Genomic DNA, 17,421 nt, shown 5'->3' with positions numbered 1-17,421 from the left:
GGGGAACGAGGCGGCGGGAGGATCCGCGGGCCGCCGGTAACGTTCGCCGCGAAAAGGAAGGGAACCACAGGCATGTCCATCTTCGCCTCACTCGACGCAGCCCCGAACGACCCGATCTTCCACCTGACCGATCTGTTCAACCAGGACACAGATCCCCGCAAGGTGAATCTCGGAGTGGGCGTCTACCAGGACGACAACGGCCGGGTGCCGCTGCTCAAGTCCGTCGAGAAGGTGCAGAAGCAGATGGCCGACGACCCCGATCCCTGGACCTATCTGCCGATGAGGGGCTGGGAGCCCTTCAACGAGGCCGCCCAGGAACTGGTCTTCGGCGCCGACTCCGAGCCCGTCGCCTCGGGTCGGGTCGCGACCATCCAGTCGCTCTCCGGCACCGGCGCGCTCCTGCTGGGCGCCGACCTCTACCGCCACCAGATCGACTCGGACGCGCCGATGATCGCCTCCGATCCCACGTGGGCGAACCACCACTCGCTGTTCCGCTACGCCGGCTACCGCACGGGCAGCTACCGCTACTATGACGCGGACGCCCAGGACATCGACGTCGAGGGCATGTTCGCCGACATCCGGGCGGCCGAGCCCGGCACCGTCGTGCTCCTGCACGCCTGCTGCCACAACCCCACCGGCTACGACCTGGGCCCCGAGCACTGGGGCCCGCTGGCCGAGCTGCTCGCCGAGCGCGGGCTCATGCCCTTCATCGACCTGGCCTACGAGGGCTTCTCGCGCGGCCTCGTCGAGGACGCCGGCATGGTCCGCGCATTCGCCGCGGCCGGTCTGAGCTTCTTCGTCGCGAGCTCCTTCAGCAAGAACATGGCCATGTACGGCGGCCGCACCGGCGCCATCCACGCGGTGTGCGCCGACGCCGACGAGGCCGCCCGCGTCAAGAGCCAGCTCGCCCGCACCGTCCGCAGCCTCTACTCGAACGCCCCCTTCCAGGGCGCGACGATCGCCGCGACGATCCTCACCGACCCCGACCTGCGCGCCGGCTGGGAGGAGGAGGTGACGACCATGCGCACCCGCATCACCGACATGCGCGCCGCCCTCCTGGCGGCCCTCGTGGCCGCGGGGGTCGAGGACATGGGCTTCATCACCCGGCAGGCGGGCATGTTCAGCTTCTCGGGCCTGAGCAGGGACGAGATGATCCGTCTGCGCGAGGAGTACCACGTCTACGGGCTCGACACGGGCAGGATCTGCATGGCGGCCCTGAACAGCCGCAACGTCGAGTACGTCGCGTCGGCGATCGCGGCCGTCCACCGGGGCTGACCCGTCCCGGCCCGGGCAACAGCATGCATCGGCCCGGGCCCGGGGCCGCCGCGCCGACTAGGCTGTGCTGCACGCGCGCCCCGCCGGTGCGGACCCCCGGTGCGAGCGGCGCCGAAACGGACACCCGAGAAAGGCAACGCCATGCACCTGCGCGAAGACGCCCAGTGGAGCCTCGTCATCCCCACCAGCATGGGGGTGCGCATCAGTCCTGCCGCCGGTCAGCCGGTGCACGTCGCCAACCAGTTCATGCTCCAGGTGACGAGCGCCGAGTCCAATGTCGGCTCCATCTCCAGCCACCTCGGCCAGCCCGTGAAGATCCTCACGAACTTCGTCGCGGGCTCCCCCATCGCCCAGCTCATCAAGTCCGACCTGGCCGGACGCCACATGGCCTACGAGGGCCCCGAGGTCCCCCAGGGAGGGGCCTGGGGCTACCGCCACCAGTTCAACATCGCCGACTCGGGCTACGGCAACCGCGGCGCCCGCGTCTGGAACGACCGCGCCGGCGAGGTCGGCCGCACGCTGAGCGCCGAGGACTTCGATCTCGACCGCATCTTCGGCGACGAGGGCGTCCGGATCGTCCACATGTCCGGTCTCATCGCGGCGTTGAGCCCCGAGACCTGCCGGTTCTGCCTCGAGGTCGCCCGCGCCGCCAGGAGGCACGGCACCGCGGTGAGCTTCGACCTGAACCACCGGGCCTCCTTCTGGGAGGGCCGCGAGGCCGAGCTGCGGGAGGCCTTCACCGAGATCGCCGAGCTGTGCACCGTGCTCGTCGGCAACGAGGAGGACTTCCAGCTGGCCCTCGGCCTCCAGGGCCCCGAGGCCGGCGGCCGGGGCCTGGCCGGCAAGATCGACGGCTTCAAGGGCATGATCGGGAAGGCCCACGAGCGCTTCGGCGGCGTCGAGTACTTCACCACGACGCTGCGCGAGGTCGTCAACGCCAATGAGCACCTGTGGGGCGCCATCCTGTGGCACGACGGCGAGTTCCACGTCGCCGAGCCGCGTCCCATCGGGGTGCTCGACCGCATCGGCGGCGGCGACGCCACCGTGGGCGGCATCCTCTACGGCCTTCTCAAGGGCTGGGACGCCGAGCGCTGCCTCCGGTTCGGCTGGGCCTCCGGCGCCCTGGCCACCACCGTCCTCACCGACTACGCGGTCCCCGCCGACGAGGACCAGATCTGGACCATCTGGAATGGCAACGCCCGCATCAAGCGCTGACGGCGCCCCGTCCGGGCCCTCCGCGCGGGGCGCCTGGGGCCCGGACGGTCTCTCGCCCGAGCACCGCGACGAGATCGTCGCCGGTCTGAGGGAGCAGGTCGGCACGCTCACGACCCGGGTGGTCGGGGCCATGGAGGACCGGCACCGGTGGTTCCGGAGCCTCGGCGCCGAGGACCGCAGCTGGATCACCATCGTCGCCCGAGCCGGTATCGACAACTTCCTGGCGTGGTTCGCCGATGCCGGCCGCGCGGCCGACCCGGGAACCCTGTTCAACGCCGCGCCGCGCTCGCTGACCCGCAAGATCTCCCTGCACCAGACGGTCGACCTCGTGCGCACGACGGTCAACGTCGTCGCCGAGCGGGTCGGCGGGCTCGTCCCGCCGCAGGACCGGCTCGTCCTCGAGCTGTCGATCGTCCACTTCTCCCGCGAGGTCGCCTTCGCGACCGCCGAGGTCTACGCCCGCGCCGCCGAGCTGCGCGGCGGCTGGGACGAGCGCATGGAGGCGCTCATCGTCGACGCGATCGTGCGCGCCGAGACCGATGACCTCGTCGTCTCGCGCGCCTCGGCACTCGGTTGGAACACGCGCGGCCCGGTCTGCGTCATCGCCGGGCCGCGCCCCGACGAGCCCGACCTGGACGAGCTGCGCGCCGCGGCCGCCGGCCGGGGGCTCGCCGCGCTCGCCTCCGAGCAGGGCGGGCGCATCATCGTCATCATCGGCGGGGAGCAGCTGACCGGCACCGATGCCGCGCTGCGGGCCGCCCACGAGCTCGAGGCGCTCTTCGCCTCGGGGACGGTCATCGTCGGTCCGCTCGTCACCGGCCTGCGCGAGGCCGCCGCCTCGGCCCAGGGCGCCCTGTCGGCGGCCCGGGTCGCCCACGCCTGGCCCGAGGCCCCGCGCGTCGTCGCCTCGTTCGAGCTGCTCCCGGAGCGGGCCCTGGCCGGCCATCCGCTCGCGCGCCGCCGGCTCGTGGACGACGTCTACCGGCCGCTGGCCGCCGCCGGCGGTGAGCTGCTCGCAACGGCCATCGGCTTCCTCGACAACGGGTGCGCCGTCGAGCCCACGGCGCGGGCCCTGTTCGTGCACGCCAACACGGTGCGCTACCGCCTGCACAAGGTCGAGGAGCTCACCGCGATGAGCCCCTTCGACCCGCGTCAGGCCTATGCGCTGCACCTGGCGATCACGCTGGGCCGGCTCACGGTGACGAACCCCGCCGCCGACTCCCGGTGAGGGGCCGATCCTCCGGTCCCGATAAAATCCCGCACGGTCGAGCGGTACTCCCTCCGCCCCGTTTTGTGGAGTTCCTCCAACGGCCCGGTATCGTTTTTCGTCGGGATAAGTCGCACGGGCCCCCACCGCGCAGGGGCAGGATGGTTCCATGCTTGTGATCGTTGCCCCTGGACAGGGCGCTCAGACGCCAGGATTCCTGGCCCCCTGGCTCGAGATCGACGCCTTCGCCGAAGGCCTCGCCCGGCTCTCGGAGGTCACCGGCCTCGACCTGGCCCGTCTCGGCACCGGCGCCGACGCCGAGACGATCAGGGACACCGCGGTGGCGCAGCCGCTGCTCATGGGCGCCGGCCTCCACGCGGCGCTCGTGACGGCCCCGCGGCTCGACCACGGGCTGTTCTCGCTGGCCGACGTCGCCGCCGGCCACAGCGTCGGCGAGATCACCGCCGCCGCCGGCACGGGCGTCCTCGACCCGCTGCAGGCGGCGGTCTTCATCCGCGAGCGCGGCCGCGGCATGGCGGACGCCTCCGCCGTCGAGCCCACCGGCATGGCGGCCGTCGTCGCCGGGGACCCGGACGAGGTCCTCGCCCGCATCGAGCAGTGCGGCCTCACCGCCGCCAACAACAACGGCTCCGGCCAGATCGTCGCCGCCGGCACCCTCGACCGGCTCCAAGCCCTCCGCGACGACCCGCCGGCCCGGGCCCGCGTCATCCCGCTGTCGGTCGCCGGCGCCTTCCACACCGCCCACATGGCCCCCGCCCGGCCGAGGCTGGCCGAGCTCGCGGCCACGATGACGACCTCCGACCCGATCACCAGGCTGCTCAGCAACCGCGACGGCGAGGTCGTCGCCTCCGGCGCCGAGTACCTCGAGCGCCTGGTCGCCCAGGTCACCACTCCGGTCCGCTGGGACCTGTGCATGGACACCATGCGCGGGCTCGGCGCCACCGGTCTGCTCGAACTGCCCCCGGCCAAGACCCTCACGGGCATCGCCAAGCGCAATCTCAAGGGCGTCGAGCTGTTCAGCCTCAACACGCCCGACCAGATCGACGAGGCGCTGGCCTTCTGCCAGGGGCACGCCGGCACCACCGCCCAGGAGGTCTGACCCATGACGACACTGGCCACCTCTACCGGCGCGCGGTACGCGCGCATCCTCGGCACCGGCTCCTACCGCGGCTCCCGCGTGGTGACCAATGAGGAGATGTGCACGATGATCGACTCCACCCCGGAGTGGATCGAGCAGCGCACCGGCATCCGGGAGCGCCACTGGGCCGTCGAGGGCGAGACCCCTCTGTCGATGTCCGTGCAGGCCTGCCGCAGCGCCATGGACATGGCCGGCGTGCGCCCCGAGCAGATCGGCGCCATCATCCTGGCCTCCGTCTCGCACCACCACCCGTCGCCCGCCCTGGCCGACTACCTGGCCCGCGAGCTCGGCTGCACCGATCCGGCGGCCTTCGACATCTCCGCCGCCTGCGCCGGCTTCTGCTACGGCGTCGCGCTGGCCGAGTCGCTCATCCGCGCCGGGCATGCCGGCGACGACGGCCTCGTCCTCGTCGTGGGCGTCGAGCGGCTGTCCGACATGATCAACATCGCGGACCGCGGCACCGCGTTCATCTTCGGGGACGGCGCCGGCGCGGCCGTCGTCGGCCCCTCGCAGACCCCCGGCGTGAGCCCGACCGTCTGGGGCACGAAGCCCGAGAACGTCGAGACCATCGAGATCGAGCACTGGCTGAGCGGCGCCGGGCACGACACCGGCTACCCCTTCATCACGATGGACGGCCGCACGGTCTTCAAGTGGGCCCTGGCGGAGGTCACCCGGCACGCCGCCCGCACCATCGAGCTGGCCGGCATCCGGCCCGAGGAGCTCGACATCTTCCTCCCCCACCAGGCCAACGACCGCATCACCGATGCGCTGGTGCGTCATCTGCACCTGCCCGAGAACGTGACGGTCTGCCGCGACATCGCCGAGATGGGCAACACCTCGGCCTCCTCCATCCCGATCGCCCTCGACGACATGATCCGCCAGGGCCGGGCGACGAGCGGCCAGACCGCCCTGATCATCGGTTACGGAGCGGGTCTGACCTACGCCGGTCAGATCATCGTCATACCCTGACGGAACCGGCGCACGGCGCCGACAACGGACCTCGTCCGACGACCTGTCCCCCAACAACACCAACAAGAAAGGGCCGACCATGGCTACCAACGAAGAGATCCTGACCAAGCTCGCCGAGATCGTCAACGACGTCGCCGGTGTCCCGGTCGAGGACATCCAGCCCGACAAGAGCTTCATCGACGACCTCGACATCGACTCCCTGTCGATGGTCGAGATCGTCTACGCCCTGCAGGAGGCCTTCAACATCGACATCCCCGACGAGGACGTCAAGGGCCTGAGCACCGTCGCCGACGCCGTCGACTACGTCGAGAAGGCCCAGAAGGCCTGAGCCCGACCGACCGTTCCACGTCGCCCACCACACTCGAACACCCGCACTGGAGGACACATTGAGCACCATCGTCGTCACCGGCCTGGGGGCGCTGACCCCGCTCGGCAACGACGTTGCGAGCACCTGGGAGGGGCTCCGCAGCGGCCGCAGCGGCATCGGCACGATCGAGCAGGAGTGGGCCGCCGACCTGCCCGTGCGCTTCGCCGGGCAGGTCGACGTGGACGTCGACTCCCAGCTGACCCGCATCGAGCTCCGCCACATGGACCGCTCCAGCCAGCTGGCCGTCATCGCGGCCCGGCAGGCCTGGGAGGACGCGGGCCTCACCTTCTCCCCCGAGAACGAGATCGATCCGAACCGGGCCGCCTCGGTCGTCGGCACCGGCATCGGTGGTCTCCAGAGCACGATCTCCCAGTGGGAGATCTTGAAGACCAAGGGCCAGCGCCGGGTGAGCCCCTTCACCGTCCCGATGCTCATGTCGAACGCGCCGGCCGCCAACGTCGGCCTGCGCATCGGCGCCCGCGCCGGGGTCCACACGACCGTCTCGGCCTGCGCCTCCTCGAACGAGGCGATCTCCCTGGCCCTCGACATGCTGCGCGCCGGACGCGCGGACATCGCCCTCGTCGGCGGCGCCGAGGCGCTCATCCACCCGCTGCCCATCGTCTCGTTCGCCCAGATGCAGGCGCTGTCCAAGCGCAACGACGAGCCGCAACGGGCCTCCCGCCCGTGGGACCGGGGCCGCGACGGCTTCGTCATGGGCGAGGGCTCGGTCATGCTCGTCCTCGAGACCCTCGAGCACGCCACGGCCCGCGGCGCCCGCGTCCACGGCACGATCGCCGGGTCCGGCATCAGCGCCGACTCCTACGACATGGTCAAGCCCGACCCGAGCGGCCGGGGTCAGCGCGCCGCGATGCGCAAGGCCCTCGCCGACGCCGACCTGGCGCCCGCCGACATCAACCACATCAACGCCCACGCCACCTCGACCCCGGCCGGTGACGTCACCGAGGCCCACGGCATCCGCGAGCTGCTCGGCGACGACGCCGACCACGTCGTCGTCACCGGCACCAAGTCGATGACCGGCCACCTGCTGGGCGCCGCGGGCGCCCTCGAGACCATGGCGACCCTCCTGGCCCTCCACGAGCGCATCGTCCCTCCGACGATCAACCTCGACGATCCCGAGGACGACTTGGGCGTGACCATCGCCGCGAACGAGGCCGTCGGGCTGCCCTCCGAGGGCCGCCTCGCCGCACTGAACAACTCCTTCGGCTTCGGCGGGCACAACGTCGCCGTGGCCGTCACGAACGACAACATCACCGGGTGATCCCGGCCCGTCCGGTGCGGGACGAGGGGGGCGCGGGCCGTGGGATCCGCGCCCCCCTCGTCGTCCCGGGCCCGTCAGTCGAAGATCCTGCCGGTGCGGCGGCGCTCGAGCCAGTCGAGGAGGCCGGCGGTGACCTCGTCCCGGTTGGTCTCGTTGAGCAGCTCGTGGCGGGCGCCCGGCCAGACCCTGCCGACGACGTCGGTGAGGCCGGCGATGCCGTACTCCCCGACGACCTCCTCGACGGCGCGGCCGTTGCCGCAGACGGGGTCGGCGCCGCCTCCGACGACGAGCACCGGCAGCTCCCAGCCGACGAGGGCGACGTGGCTGCGCGAGTGGACGCGGATCTGGCCCTCGATGATCTCCGCGAAGAGGCCGTTGGAGCAGGTGAAGCCGCACCAGGGGTCGGCGACGTAGGCGTCGACCTCGGCCTCGTCGCGGCTGAGCCAGTCGAACGGGGTCCGGGCCGGCCGGAAGGCCCGGTTGTACGAGGCGAAGCCGAGCGCGTGGACGAGGCGGCTTGGACTGTCCCAGCCGCGCAGCCCGGCCTCGGCACGGGCCGTCTCTCGGGCGGGCACCCCGGTGCGCCCCATGCTCGGCGTCGTACCGGACAGGATGAGGCCGGACAGCTCCTGCGACCAGTGCATCGCGTACTCGCGGGCGAGGACCGAGCCCATCGAGTGCCCCAGGAGGAACTGCGGGGCGCCCGGGTGGCGGCGCACGGCCAGCTCGTGGACCGCGTGGAGGTCCTCGGTGACGACCGACCAGCCGTTGCGGGGCCAGATGCCGGCCCGTTCGAGGTGGCCGGCGGTGCCGCCGTGGCCCCGGTGGTCGCCGGCGTAGACGGCCCAGCCGGCCGCGGTGAGGGCGCGGGCGAAGCGGTCGTAGCGCTTGGAGTGCTCGGCCATGCCGTGGCTGATCTGGAGGACGGCCAGCGGCTCACCGACGGGGAGCCAGGCACGCACCAGGAGACGCTCGCCGTCGGGACGGTCGAGGCGTCCGACCTCGATGCGGGGTTCGGAGGCGCTGTGCTGCTGCGCTGTGATGTTCATCACCCGAGCATAAGGCCCGCCCTCCGCGTCCGAGGGCCCTTCGGGGCCGTCACACCGCGCGGTGGAGCCACCGCACGGGGGCCTCGTCCCCGGCGTGGCGGAAGATCTCGAGCTCGTCGTCCCAGGGGGCGCCGAGCAGGGCGTCGATGGCCTCGCGGACGTCCCGGCCGCCGGAGCCCCGCTCTGAGAGGGCCGCGCGCAGCCGGTTCTCGCTGACCTGGATGTCGCCGAACTCGTCGGTGACGGCGTGGAAGACGCCGAGGGCCGGCGTGTAGGAGTAGCGCTCGCCGAAACCGCCGGGGCGGGCCTGGGAGGTCACCTCGAAGCGCAGCCGGTGGCAGCGCATGAGGGCCGAGACGATCCGGGCGCAGACGCCCTCGTCGCCCTCCCAGATGCTCTCGGCGCGCATCGTGCCGGGCTGGGCCCCTTGGGGCGTCCACTCGAGGGCGACGGGCGCGCCGACGACGGCGCTGATCGCCCATTCGATGTGCGGGCACAGCGCCGCTGTGGCCGAGTGGATGAAGATCTCGCCACGTGCGTTCTGAGCCATGCCGGTTCCTCCCGTCATTCAGGTGTACCTTCCCCAGCAGCCTGCACGGGACGATCGTCACGGCGCGATGAGACCGGTCGGCGACCGGTGTTGTCGGTGCGATTGTGCACCAGTTCCGCCCGAGATGCCAAAGCGGAGCCCACCGGCCCCGGGATCCCCCGGTCCGGGGAGGGTCCCGGGGATCCGTTCCGGCGGACGCTCATCCGCGCGGATCGGCGAGGAAGAAGGCGTCGTCGGGAACCCTGCCTCCGATGACGTCGGGGTTCAGGACGGCCAGGCGCTCGTAGAAATCGGCCAGTCCGTCCCTGCACCGGGCCCCCAGGACCATCTGCTGCTGCAGACGGGGGATGACCTGCCCGACGATGGCAGCGTCCACCTGCGTGGAAGGCGGCGATCCGACCGATGATCTCCTCTCCGGCGGCGTTGACCGTGTTCACGGCCGATTCCATGTCGCCCAGGATGCCGCCGAGCAGGCTCTCGTCGCCGGCGACGGCGGTCGGCACGGCGATGCCCGCCATCGGGAAGCGGGCGTCCGAGCCGGTGACCTCGGCCCAGATCTTCTGCATGTCGACGACGCGCCCCACCTGGCGGCCGGCCTGGGCGGACTTGGCGACGGCGACAGCGGCGGGGCGCTCGGGCACACCGCCCAGTCGAGCTGTCCGCTCACGAAGGCGTTCAGCAGCTCCTGCGCGTCGGGGTACGGGACGATGTCGATGCCGGCCGCGTCGATGCCCTTTTGCGCGAGCAGATAGCGGAAGACCAGATCGGGCATGTCGTTCGGCGGCGGCACGCCGATCCTCCTGCCCGTGAGCAGGCCCATGTCGTCGGCCCCCTCGTCCTCCTTCGGACCGAGGACGTAGAGCATGCCCCACACGGTGATCGCCGCCAGCCGCAGATCGTCCCCCTTGGTGCAAGGATCGGCACCCACGTAGGAGGGGACGGCCGCGACATCCGCCTCGTGGTCGAGCAGCAGCGAGGTGAGCACGTCGACGCCGGCCCAGTTCCGGATCGTGACCTCCTCGACCGCGCCCTCGCTCTTGAGTTCGTCGCCGAACGCCGCCATGGGCGCCATGAACGCCAGCGTCGTGGGCACGTAGACGCGCAGATCGTCGATGGGGCCACTGGAGGTCGAGGACGACGAGGCCGCCCCGCCCTCCCTGGACGAGCAGCCGGCCAGCCCCAGGGCGGCCACCGCGGCGCTCCAGGCCAGGACGTCGCGTCGGGATGCTCTCATTGGTGCATCTCCTTCGATGGGGAACCCTGACCGGTTCGAGGGGATCGTATGGCGCCCGCGCCAGGCAGGGCCGCGACCGAAGGCGTGGGCCATCTCGAGCAGGACGGGGTCGACCTGGCCGATGGCGTCGCGCGTCGAGGCGGTGATCAGGGGCGCCGAGACGAGCACGACGACCAGCAGCACGACGCCGGCGGTCGGACCGAGGGCGAGCATGCCGATGACGACTGACGATGGGCGGCACCGCCATGAGCAGCGACAACCACGATCGGGTGAAGGCGTCGAGGATGCCGCTGACGGCGCTGAGCGCCCCCAGGCGATGCCGATGAGGCAGGCCAGCCCCAGCACCGTGCGCCGCAGCGTGATGCCCAGCGATCCCCACAGCCTGCCGGTGCTCGCCATGGACACCAGGGCCCGCCGCGGCCGCCGCCCTCATAGACCGGTCGGCCCCGTGCTCGCCATGGACACCAGGGCCCGCCAGGTGCCCCCGGGGCTGGGCAGCGCATAGGCCGGCTGTCTCCCCGAGGCCACCACCACGGTCCGATCAGACAGCCCAGGCCGACCAGGCCCGTGAGGGAACGGCCGGTCGGGCCCGGTCCTCTCGTTCCCACGCGAGCGTCCACGCCCCGTCCTCATCACCGCTCAGGCGCAGCCGCAGGCTCGAGACGGCCTCGGCCTCGCCGGGGTCGTGCGTCACCCGGACGGCGTCGATGTGCTCGACGGCGATGATCCCCACGAGCCGCCCGCGGAGTTCCGCGGCCAAGCGCCCCGTCAAGGGACGAGAAGGGCTCGTCCACCAGGAGCAGATCGGGCGCGGTGACCATGGCGCGCGCGATGGACACCCGCTGGCGCATAGCTGCCCGGCGTGCAGCCCGGCCGCATCACCCAGCCCCGCCCGGCCGAGCCACTCGTCGGCGGCCCGGCCGGCGTGCTCGCGACCGGCGTGCTCGCGATCGGCGGCCAGCAGGGCGACGTTCCTGTGCGCGGTGCGCCAGGGCAGTAGGCGCGGCTCCTGGCTCCTGGAAGACGTAGCCGAGCCGGCCGGAGCGCTCGACCGCTGCGGCGGCGATCGCCTCGGCCGCCGTACCCGCGATGGCTCGCAGCAGGGTCGTCTTGCCGACGCCCGAGGCTCCGGTGACGACGAGGACCCGGTCGGATCGCAGCTCGAAGGACAGCCCGCGCAGCAGCGTCGGGCCCCGGCACGACAGGGTCAGCCCGCTCGCACGCAGGGGGGAGCGCCGTCGCAGCGGGCGCGTGATCCATGCCCCGGGATGCGATCACAAAAGCCAGGCTAAGCTAAATGTTCACGGCTGACAAGAAAATTCGTCCTGGCTCTCCTCCGCCTCATCGGGACGTCCCGGCCCGACGGGGGCGACCCGCCGACGGGCGCGCGTACTCTCGAAGCATGAGTTCGCCGGCCTCCGACGCGATGACCACCGCCCCCCATGGATCGTGGGACTCCCCCATCGGTCTGGACGACGTGCTGGCCGCCGGGGTCGCGATGCGCGAGCTCGGCGGCGACGGCCGGAACGCCCTCTGGCTCGAGTCGCGCCCCGAGGAGGGTTCCCGCATGACGCTGCTGCGCCGGGCCGGCGACACCGTCGTCGAGCTGACCCCAGCCCCGGCCGACGTGCGGGCGCGCGTCAACGAGTACGGAGGCGGCTCCTGGGCCGCCGGCGACGGCATCGTCGTCTGGGTCGACGCCGCGGCCCAGCAGGTGGTCGGCACGCTCGAGGGCCGCGGGCCGGTGGCGCTCACTCCGGCCGATCCCCTGATGCGCTACGCGGCCCCCGCGCCGTGCGCCGCGTTCGGCGTCGTCCTGGCGGTGCGCGAGGACCACACCGACCCGCAGGACGTCGTCACGAGCCTCGTCGCCCTGCCCTGGCCCGGCGGCGCGCCCGACCCGGGAACCGTGCTCGCCGCCGGGCACGACTTCTACGCCGACCCGGCCGTGCGCGCCGACGGCGTCTGCGCCTGGGTGCAGTGGGACCAGCCGGCCATGCCCTGGGACGGGGCCCAGCTCGTCGTCGCCCGCCTCGACGACGACGGGACGCACCTGGTCGAGGAGCGGGTGCTCGTCGACGGCGCCGGCCCCGACCCGGCCTCCGGCATCGCCGTGCAGCACCCGCTGTGGGCCCCGGACGGCTCCCTGCTGTTCATGTCGGACGCGCACGGCTGGTGGGACCCGTGGCGCTGGACGGGCGGGCCCGCCGCCCCGCGGCCGGTCAGCACCGAGCCCCACGACGCGGACCTTCCCGTCTGGCAGCTGGCCCGCCGCCCCGTCGCCGTCCACGACGACCGGCTGTGGTTCGCCCGCTACGTCGACGGGGTGGCCGAGCTGGTCGACTGCCCGCTGACCGGAGGCCCGTCGCGGCGCCTCGGCGCGGTGGCCGACCTGGAGCAGGTCGTCACCACCGAGCAGGGGGTGCTGGCGCTCGTCCGCCGGGCCGACGCGCCCCCGGCGATCATCGACGTGGCCGCCGGCGGCGCGGTCCTCCGCTGCCCCTCCGCGCCGCCCGACCCGGCCCTCACGAGCGTCGGCGAGGTGCACCTGGTCGACGAGAACCGCCACGGCCGCTTCCAGTGCCTCCTCTGGCCGCCGCGCAACCCCCGCTTCCGGGGACCGGCGGGGTCCCGCCCGCCGCTCATCGTCACCGTGCACGGCGGGCCGACCGGCATGGCGGTCGACGACTACTCGACCGCCACCCAGTTCTGGACCAGCCGCGGCTTCGCCGTCATGGCGGTCAACTACTCGGGCTCGGCCGGCTTCGGACGCGCCGTCCGCGAGCGCCTGCGCGGCCAGTGGGGCGTCGCCGACGTGGACGACTGCATCGATGCGGCCCGGTGGGCGGTGCGGGCCGGGCTGGCCGACCCGCACCGGGTCGTCATCACCGGCGGCAGCGCCGGCGGCTTCACCGTGCTGAGCGCCCTGGAGCGCTCGGACGTGTTCGCGGCGGGCGTCTCGCGCTACGGCGTCGCCGACCTCGTCGCGCTGCAGGCCGGGACCCACAAGTTCGAGGCCCGCTACAACGACGGACTGCTGGGACCGTGGCCGCAGGCGCGGGCCCGCTACGAGGAGCGCTCCCCCATCAACCACCTCGACGGGCTCACCGCCCCGATGCTCCTGTTCCAGGGGCTGGACGACCCGATCGTCCCGCCCGACCAGTCGCAGGCGCTCGCCGACGCGCTCCGGGCCCGGGGACTCCCGGTGGCACTCGTCACCTTCGAGGGCGAGGGGCACGGATTCCGGCTGCCGGCCACGCGGCGCCGCGTGCTGGAGTGCGAGCTGGGCTTCTACGCCCGGCTCTTCGGCTTCGAGCCGGCCGATGGCGTCGCGGCGCCCCCGCTCGAGAACCCGCCGGCCCCGGACGGGCGGACCGGGGCGGAGGGCCTCGCTCAGTAGGCGCGGGGGCCGAAGAGGGCGGTGCCGATGCGCACCGTCGTCGCGCCATGGGCGATGGCCAGCGGGAAGTCGCCGCTCATGCCCATCGACAGCTCGCACCAGGTCGAACCGAGCACCGCCCGGCCGCGCAGCCGGTCGCGCAGCGCGACGAGCGCATCGAAGCAGGCCGCGACACGGGCGGTGTCGGGGCTGTCGACCGCCACCGTCATGAGGCCCTTCACGTCGAGCGCCTCGTAGTCGGCCAGGGCCTCGCAGAAGCCGAAGGCCTCGTCGAGGCCGACGCCGTGCTTGGTCCGCTCGCCCGAGGTGTTGACCTCGACGAGCACGTCCAGGGTGCGGCCGAGCTCGGTGAGCCGGCGGTCGAGGCGGGCGGCCAGCCGCAGGGAGTCGAGCGCCTGGAACTCGCGGATGCGCGGCAGCACGGCATTGACCTTGTTGGTCTGCAGATGGCCGATGAGGGTGAAGTCGATGCCCTCGTCGGGGCCGATCCGGGCGGTCTTGGCGACGATCTCCTGGACGTGGTTCTCGCCGTAGCTGCGGGGCCCGGCATCGCCGCTCACCTCGGCCAGGGCGGCGTGGACGGCGCGGATCTCGTCGACGTCGTGCAGCTTGCTGACCGGCAGGAGGCGCACCTCGTCGCGGTCGCGCCCGGCGGCCTCGCAGGCCCGCCCCAGCCGCTCCCACACCCGCTGCACACGCGCGCGGGTCGAACCGTCCACCGGCACCGGTCCATCATCCGACATCATGGCCACCTCGCAGCCAACGATATGACACCCGCCGAGGCGAGGACGGCGAAGATGAGGGCGACCCCGGCGAAGCGCGCGGTGATCTCGTGGTACTCGTCCACGTAGCCGATCTGGTGGGAGATCGTCTGGTAGACGGCCTGCAGGCTGCTCAGCGAGTCCGCGGAGTACTTCTTGCCGCCGGAGTCCTTGGCCACCTCGGACAGCTCGGCGTGGTCGACGGCCACCGACTGGCGGTGGCCGTTCTCGTAGACGTAGCCGCTCGAGGTGCCGTAGGCGATCGTGTAGACCGGCACGCCCTGCTTCTTCGACTCGGTCGCGGCGTCCGAGGAGGCGCGGCCCATGTTCGTCGCGCCGTCCGAGAGCAGGACGATCGCGCCGGGCGCGGTCTCGTCCGGGTGGTCCGGGTCCTGGGGCGCCAGCTTGAGGGCGTCGAGGGCCGTGTAGACGCCCTCACCGATGGCCGTCGACGGCGCCAGTTCGAGGGCGTCGATGGCGTTCTCGAGGGCCGAGCGGTCGGTCGTCGGGGGCATCTTGATGTCGGCCGTCGCGGCGAAGGACACGAGCGCGACGTTGAAGCTCTCGGGCAGCGAGTCGACGAACTCCTTGGCGCCCTCCTTCGCCGCGTCGAGCCTCGTCGGGGTGACGTCGGTGGCCATCATCGAGCGCGACACGTCGATGACGACGACGACCGTCGCGCGGTCGCGCGGCACCCGCGTCATCGCCTGCGGCTGCGCGTAGGCGATGACGAGCATGACGAGCGACAGGGCCGCGGCACCGACCGAGAGGTGGCGCCTGAGCCGCGTGTCGCGCGGCAGGATCGAGGCGAGCAGGCTGCTCGAGCCGGCGGCGCGGCGGTGCACGAGCAGCGCCGCGTAGAGCGCCACGACGAGCACCGGCACGACGAGCCACCACAGTCTGTGGGGGCTCATGAAGCTGAGCATCGGGATCATCACGACCACCTCGCGGCCATGCCCACCGCGCCGAAGGCGGCGACGACACCGAACATGAGCGAGACGAGCACCCAGCGGGCGGTCACCTCGGTCTTCTGCGTCTCGTAGCCCATGTCGGAGCTGAGGTCCTTGTAGACGGTGTTGAGCTCGTCGGAGCTGGAGGCGTCGAGGGCCCGGCCCCCGCTGGTGGAGGCGACCTGCGCCAGCAGGTTCGTGTCGGGCGCCACGTTGAAGCGCTCGCCGTCCAGGTCGACGTAGCCGTTCTGGGTGCCGAAGGCGATCGTGTTGATCGGCACCGAGGCCGCCGCGGCCTGCTGGGCCGCGGCGACCGGGTCGCCGCCCGAGGTCTCCGAGCCGTCGGACAGCAGCACCATGAGGCCGGGCGCCTGGGTGCCGTCGTCACCGGCGGGGGCCTGCTTCAGCGCGGCGAGGCCGTCGGTGATCGAGTCGGCGATGGCGGTGCCGTCCTGAAGGCTCAGCGAGTTGATCGCCTGGATGAGCACCCCCCTGTCGACGGTGGGCGGCACGAGCGTGTTCGGGTGGCCCGACAGGGTCACGAGCGAGACGTTGTAGGCGGCCGGCAGGCTCGAGACGAAGCTCACCGCGGAGCTCTTCTCGGCCTCGAAACGGCTCGGATCGACGTCGGCGGCCATCATCGACTGGGAGACGTCGAGCACGAGGACGATCGTCGCGCGCTCCCGCGGCACCTTCGTGTCTCCGACGGGGACCGCCCAGGCGCCGGTGATCGTCGCGAGCGAGCACAGCGTCAGGGCCACGCAGACGTGGCGGTGCCACTGGCGCTGGCGCGGCACGACGGCGCCGACGATGCCCGTGTTCGTGTACCGGATGCCGCGGTTCCTCGCGAACCGCATGATGACGAGATAGGCGATGACGAGCGCCGGGATGATGAGCAGCGCCCACAGGCGCCCCGGGTGGGAGAAGTCCCACCACAGCACGTGCGTCGTGCTCATGATGCGCCCGCCTCCCTCTGCGGCTGGGAGATCACGGCGGCCGTCCGCCGGTAGGTCAGGACGAAGCGGGCGATGTCGGCGACCCAGTCCCGGTCGGTGCGCAGCACGACGTGGCCGGCGCCGGCGCGGCGGATCGCCGCGGCGGTGCGCTCGCGCTGGGCCCGCGAGGCGGCGCTCACGGCGCGGCGGGCCCGGACGTCACCCGTGTCGACGAACCGCGTGAAGTCGGACTCGGGGTCGCGTACGAGCACCTCGCCGACGTCGGGGAAGTCGACCTCGGCGGCGTCGACGACCTCGACGCAGACCACCTGGCTGCGCACGCCGAGACGGCGCAGCGGGCGTTCCCAGGCCGGCGGGCGGGCCGGATCGATCTCGGAGTCGCCAGCGGTGAGGAAGTCGGAGACGACCACGCGCAGACCGCGGCGCTGCTGGGTGCGCACCATCGCCTCGATTCCGGCCGCCAGGTCGTACCCGCCGCCGGAGCGGTCGGTCTCGATCGGGTCCTCGAGCATCTTCCGGAGCAGCCCGTACAGGGCGTTGCGCCCCGAGCGGGCCCTCATGCGGGTGATGCCGTCGCCGTGCAGCACCATGCCCCCGAAGCGGTCGCCCATCTTCTGGGTGACGAAGCCGAAGGTGGCCACCGCGGCGATGCCCAGGTCGCGCTTCGTCACGGCGCCGGTGCCCCAGTTCATCGACGGGGTGGCGTCGAGCAGGGCCCACACCTCGAGCTCGCGGTCGGCGATGGTGTCGCGCACGTGCGGCACGGTGGTGCGGGCGGTGACCGCCCAGTCCATGCGGCGCACGTCGTCCTGGCCCGGCATGTAGAGACGGGCGTCGTTGAGGTCGGACCCGGGCCCCGGCATGAGGCCCAGGTGGTCGCCCTGCAGGTAGCCGTCGAGCCGGCGCACGATCGTCAGCTCGAGGTGGCGCAGGGCCGCCTCGGGCGCCAGGTGGCGCAGCGACACGGTGGGGCCGGCGGGCTCCTTGAGCACGGACAGCACGGCCTGCGCCCCGGACGAGGGAGCCGGGGCGTCCGTCTGCGGCGGCAGG

General features: G+C 72.6%; 18 protein-coding genes and 1 pseudogene. 9 read left to right on the top strand and 10 right to left on the bottom strand.

The genetic code is table 11. The features are described from left to right. Window positions 1-72 precede the first annotated feature (72 nt). The 7 genes from K336_RS0100145 to fabF all read left to right on the top strand — a co-directional run bounded on the left by K336_RS0100145 (window position 73) and on the right by fabF (window position 7,471). Window positions 73-1,275, top strand: coding sequence for an amino acid aminotransferase (locus K336_RS0100145; RefSeq protein WP_021797182.1), 1,203 nt, complete (start codon window positions 73-75; stop codon window positions 1,273-1,275). Window positions 1,276-1,416: 141 nt separating this feature from the next. Beyond that, a complete protein-coding gene (locus K336_RS0100140) occupies window positions 1,417-2,490 on the top strand; it encodes a sugar kinase (protein ID WP_028705979.1) in 1,074 nt (357 codons plus the stop codon). 130 nt (window positions 2,491-2,620) lie between these two features. Further along, window positions 2,621-3,718, top strand: a complete 1,098-nt coding sequence (locus tag K336_RS0100135) for a PucR family transcriptional regulator (RefSeq protein ID WP_051245297.1) — start codon at window positions 2,621-2,623, stop codon at window positions 3,716-3,718. Window positions 3,719-3,866: 148 nt separating this feature from the next. Further along, the gene (locus K336_RS0100130) at window positions 3,867-4,817 is read left to right on the top strand and encodes an ACP S-malonyltransferase (protein WP_021797406.1); all 951 of its coding nucleotides are present in this window, start codon (window positions 3,867-3,869) and stop codon (window positions 4,815-4,817) included. 3 nt (window positions 4,818-4,820) lie between these two features. After that, on the top strand, window positions 4,821-5,825 hold the full coding sequence (locus tag K336_RS0100125) for a beta-ketoacyl-ACP synthase III (RefSeq protein WP_021797399.1): 1,005 nt from the start codon (window positions 4,821-4,823) through the stop codon (window positions 5,823-5,825). A gap of 79 nt (window positions 5,826-5,904) precedes the next feature. Then, window positions 5,905-6,153 carry an acyl carrier protein gene (locus tag K336_RS0100120; protein ID WP_021797397.1) on the top strand — a complete coding sequence of 83 codons (249 nt, stop codon included), beginning with the start codon at window positions 5,905-5,907 and terminating at the stop codon, window positions 6,151-6,153. A 58-nt stretch (window positions 6,154-6,211) separates the two neighbouring features. After that, window positions 6,212-7,471: a beta-ketoacyl-ACP synthase II gene (gene fabF / locus K336_RS0100115; RefSeq protein ID WP_028705977.1), complete on the top strand. Its 1,260-nt coding sequence runs from the start codon at window positions 6,212-6,214 to the stop codon at window positions 7,469-7,471. A 74-nt stretch (window positions 7,472-7,545) separates the two neighbouring features. On the opposite strand, the gene K336_RS0100110 is transcribed toward fabF, so the two are convergent. The 4 genes from K336_RS0100110 to K336_RS13220 all read right to left on the bottom strand — a co-directional run bounded on the left by K336_RS0100110 (window position 7,546) and on the right by K336_RS13220 (window position 10,517). Further along, window positions 7,546-8,520 carry an alpha/beta hydrolase gene (locus tag K336_RS0100110; protein WP_081660435.1) on the bottom strand — a complete coding sequence of 325 codons (975 nt, stop codon included), beginning with the start codon at window positions 8,518-8,520 and terminating at the stop codon, window positions 7,546-7,548. A 49-nt stretch (window positions 8,521-8,569) separates the two neighbouring features. Beyond that, entirely contained in the window at window positions 8,570-9,070 is a 501-nt protein-coding gene (locus tag K336_RS0100105) for a DUF3145 domain-containing protein (RefSeq protein ID WP_021797395.1), read from the bottom strand. 199 nt (window positions 9,071-9,269) lie between these two features. Next, complete coding sequence (locus K336_RS19165; protein WP_211223402.1) at window positions 9,270-9,446, bottom strand: hypothetical protein; 177 nt, start codon at window positions 9,444-9,446, stop codon at window positions 9,270-9,272. A gap of 57 nt (window positions 9,447-9,503) precedes the next feature. Then, window positions 9,504-10,517: a substrate-binding domain-containing protein gene (locus K336_RS13220; protein ID WP_051245250.1), complete on the bottom strand. Its 1,014-nt coding sequence runs from the start codon at window positions 10,515-10,517 to the stop codon at window positions 9,504-9,506. A 109-nt stretch (window positions 10,518-10,626) separates the two neighbouring features. Here K336_RS13220 and K336_RS0100095 point away from each other — a divergent pair, with 109 nt between their 5' ends. After that, on the top strand, window positions 10,627-10,809 hold the full coding sequence (locus K336_RS0100095) for a hypothetical protein (protein ID WP_155944931.1): 183 nt from the start codon (window positions 10,627-10,629) through the stop codon (window positions 10,807-10,809). Window positions 10,810-10,845: 36 nt separating this feature from the next. Here K336_RS0100095 and K336_RS19525 read toward each other — a convergent pair whose 3' ends face one another. Continuing rightward, window positions 10,846-11,064 carry a hypothetical protein gene (locus tag K336_RS19525; protein ID WP_028705974.1) on the bottom strand — a complete coding sequence of 73 codons (219 nt, stop codon included), beginning with the start codon at window positions 11,062-11,064 and terminating at the stop codon, window positions 10,846-10,848. A gap of 76 nt (window positions 11,065-11,140) precedes the next feature. Then, window positions 11,141-11,464: pseudogene (locus K336_RS20015) on the bottom strand (ATP-binding cassette domain-containing protein); the annotation flags it as partial. Window positions 11,465-11,706: 242 nt separating this feature from the next. Between K336_RS20015 and K336_RS13215 the strand changes: the two are divergent. Then, a complete protein-coding gene (locus tag K336_RS13215; RefSeq protein WP_155944930.1) occupies window positions 11,707-13,704 on the top strand; it encodes a dipeptidyl-peptidase 5 in 1,998 nt (665 codons plus the stop codon). On the opposite strand, the gene K336_RS0100075 is transcribed toward K336_RS13215, so the two are convergent. From K336_RS0100075 to K336_RS0100060, 4 genes are read right to left on the bottom strand one after another with little or no spacing between them, the layout of a single operon-like run. Next, complete coding sequence (locus K336_RS0100075; protein ID WP_314905646.1) at window positions 13,698-14,447, bottom strand: YggS family pyridoxal phosphate-dependent enzyme; 750 nt, start codon at window positions 14,445-14,447, stop codon at window positions 13,698-13,700. The genes K336_RS13215 and K336_RS0100075 overlap by 7 nt on opposite strands. After that, entirely contained in the window at window positions 14,447-15,400 is a 954-nt protein-coding gene (locus K336_RS0100070; RefSeq protein WP_028705972.1) for a VWA domain-containing protein, read from the bottom strand. Before K336_RS0100070 ends, K336_RS0100075 begins: the two co-directional genes overlap by 1 nt. Continuing rightward, window positions 15,400-16,371, bottom strand: a complete 972-nt coding sequence (locus K336_RS0100065) for a VWA domain-containing protein (protein WP_021797404.1) — start codon at window positions 16,369-16,371, stop codon at window positions 15,400-15,402. The genes K336_RS0100070 and K336_RS0100065 overlap by 1 nt, the downstream gene beginning before the upstream one ends. Further along, entirely contained in the window at window positions 16,368-17,420 is a 1,053-nt protein-coding gene (locus K336_RS0100060) for a DUF58 domain-containing protein (protein ID WP_028705970.1), read from the bottom strand. Before K336_RS0100060 ends, K336_RS0100065 begins: the two co-directional genes overlap by 4 nt. Window position 17,421: the final 1 nt, after the last annotated feature.

Source organism: Propionibacterium acidifaciens DSM 21887, from assembly GCF_000426605.1.
Taxonomy (GTDB): Bacteria; Actinomycetota; Actinomycetes; order Propionibacteriales; family Propionibacteriaceae; genus Propionibacterium; species Propionibacterium acidifaciens.
Note: the sequence above shows the minus strand (reverse complement) of the source record. Positions and strands in the feature narration are given on the sequence as shown.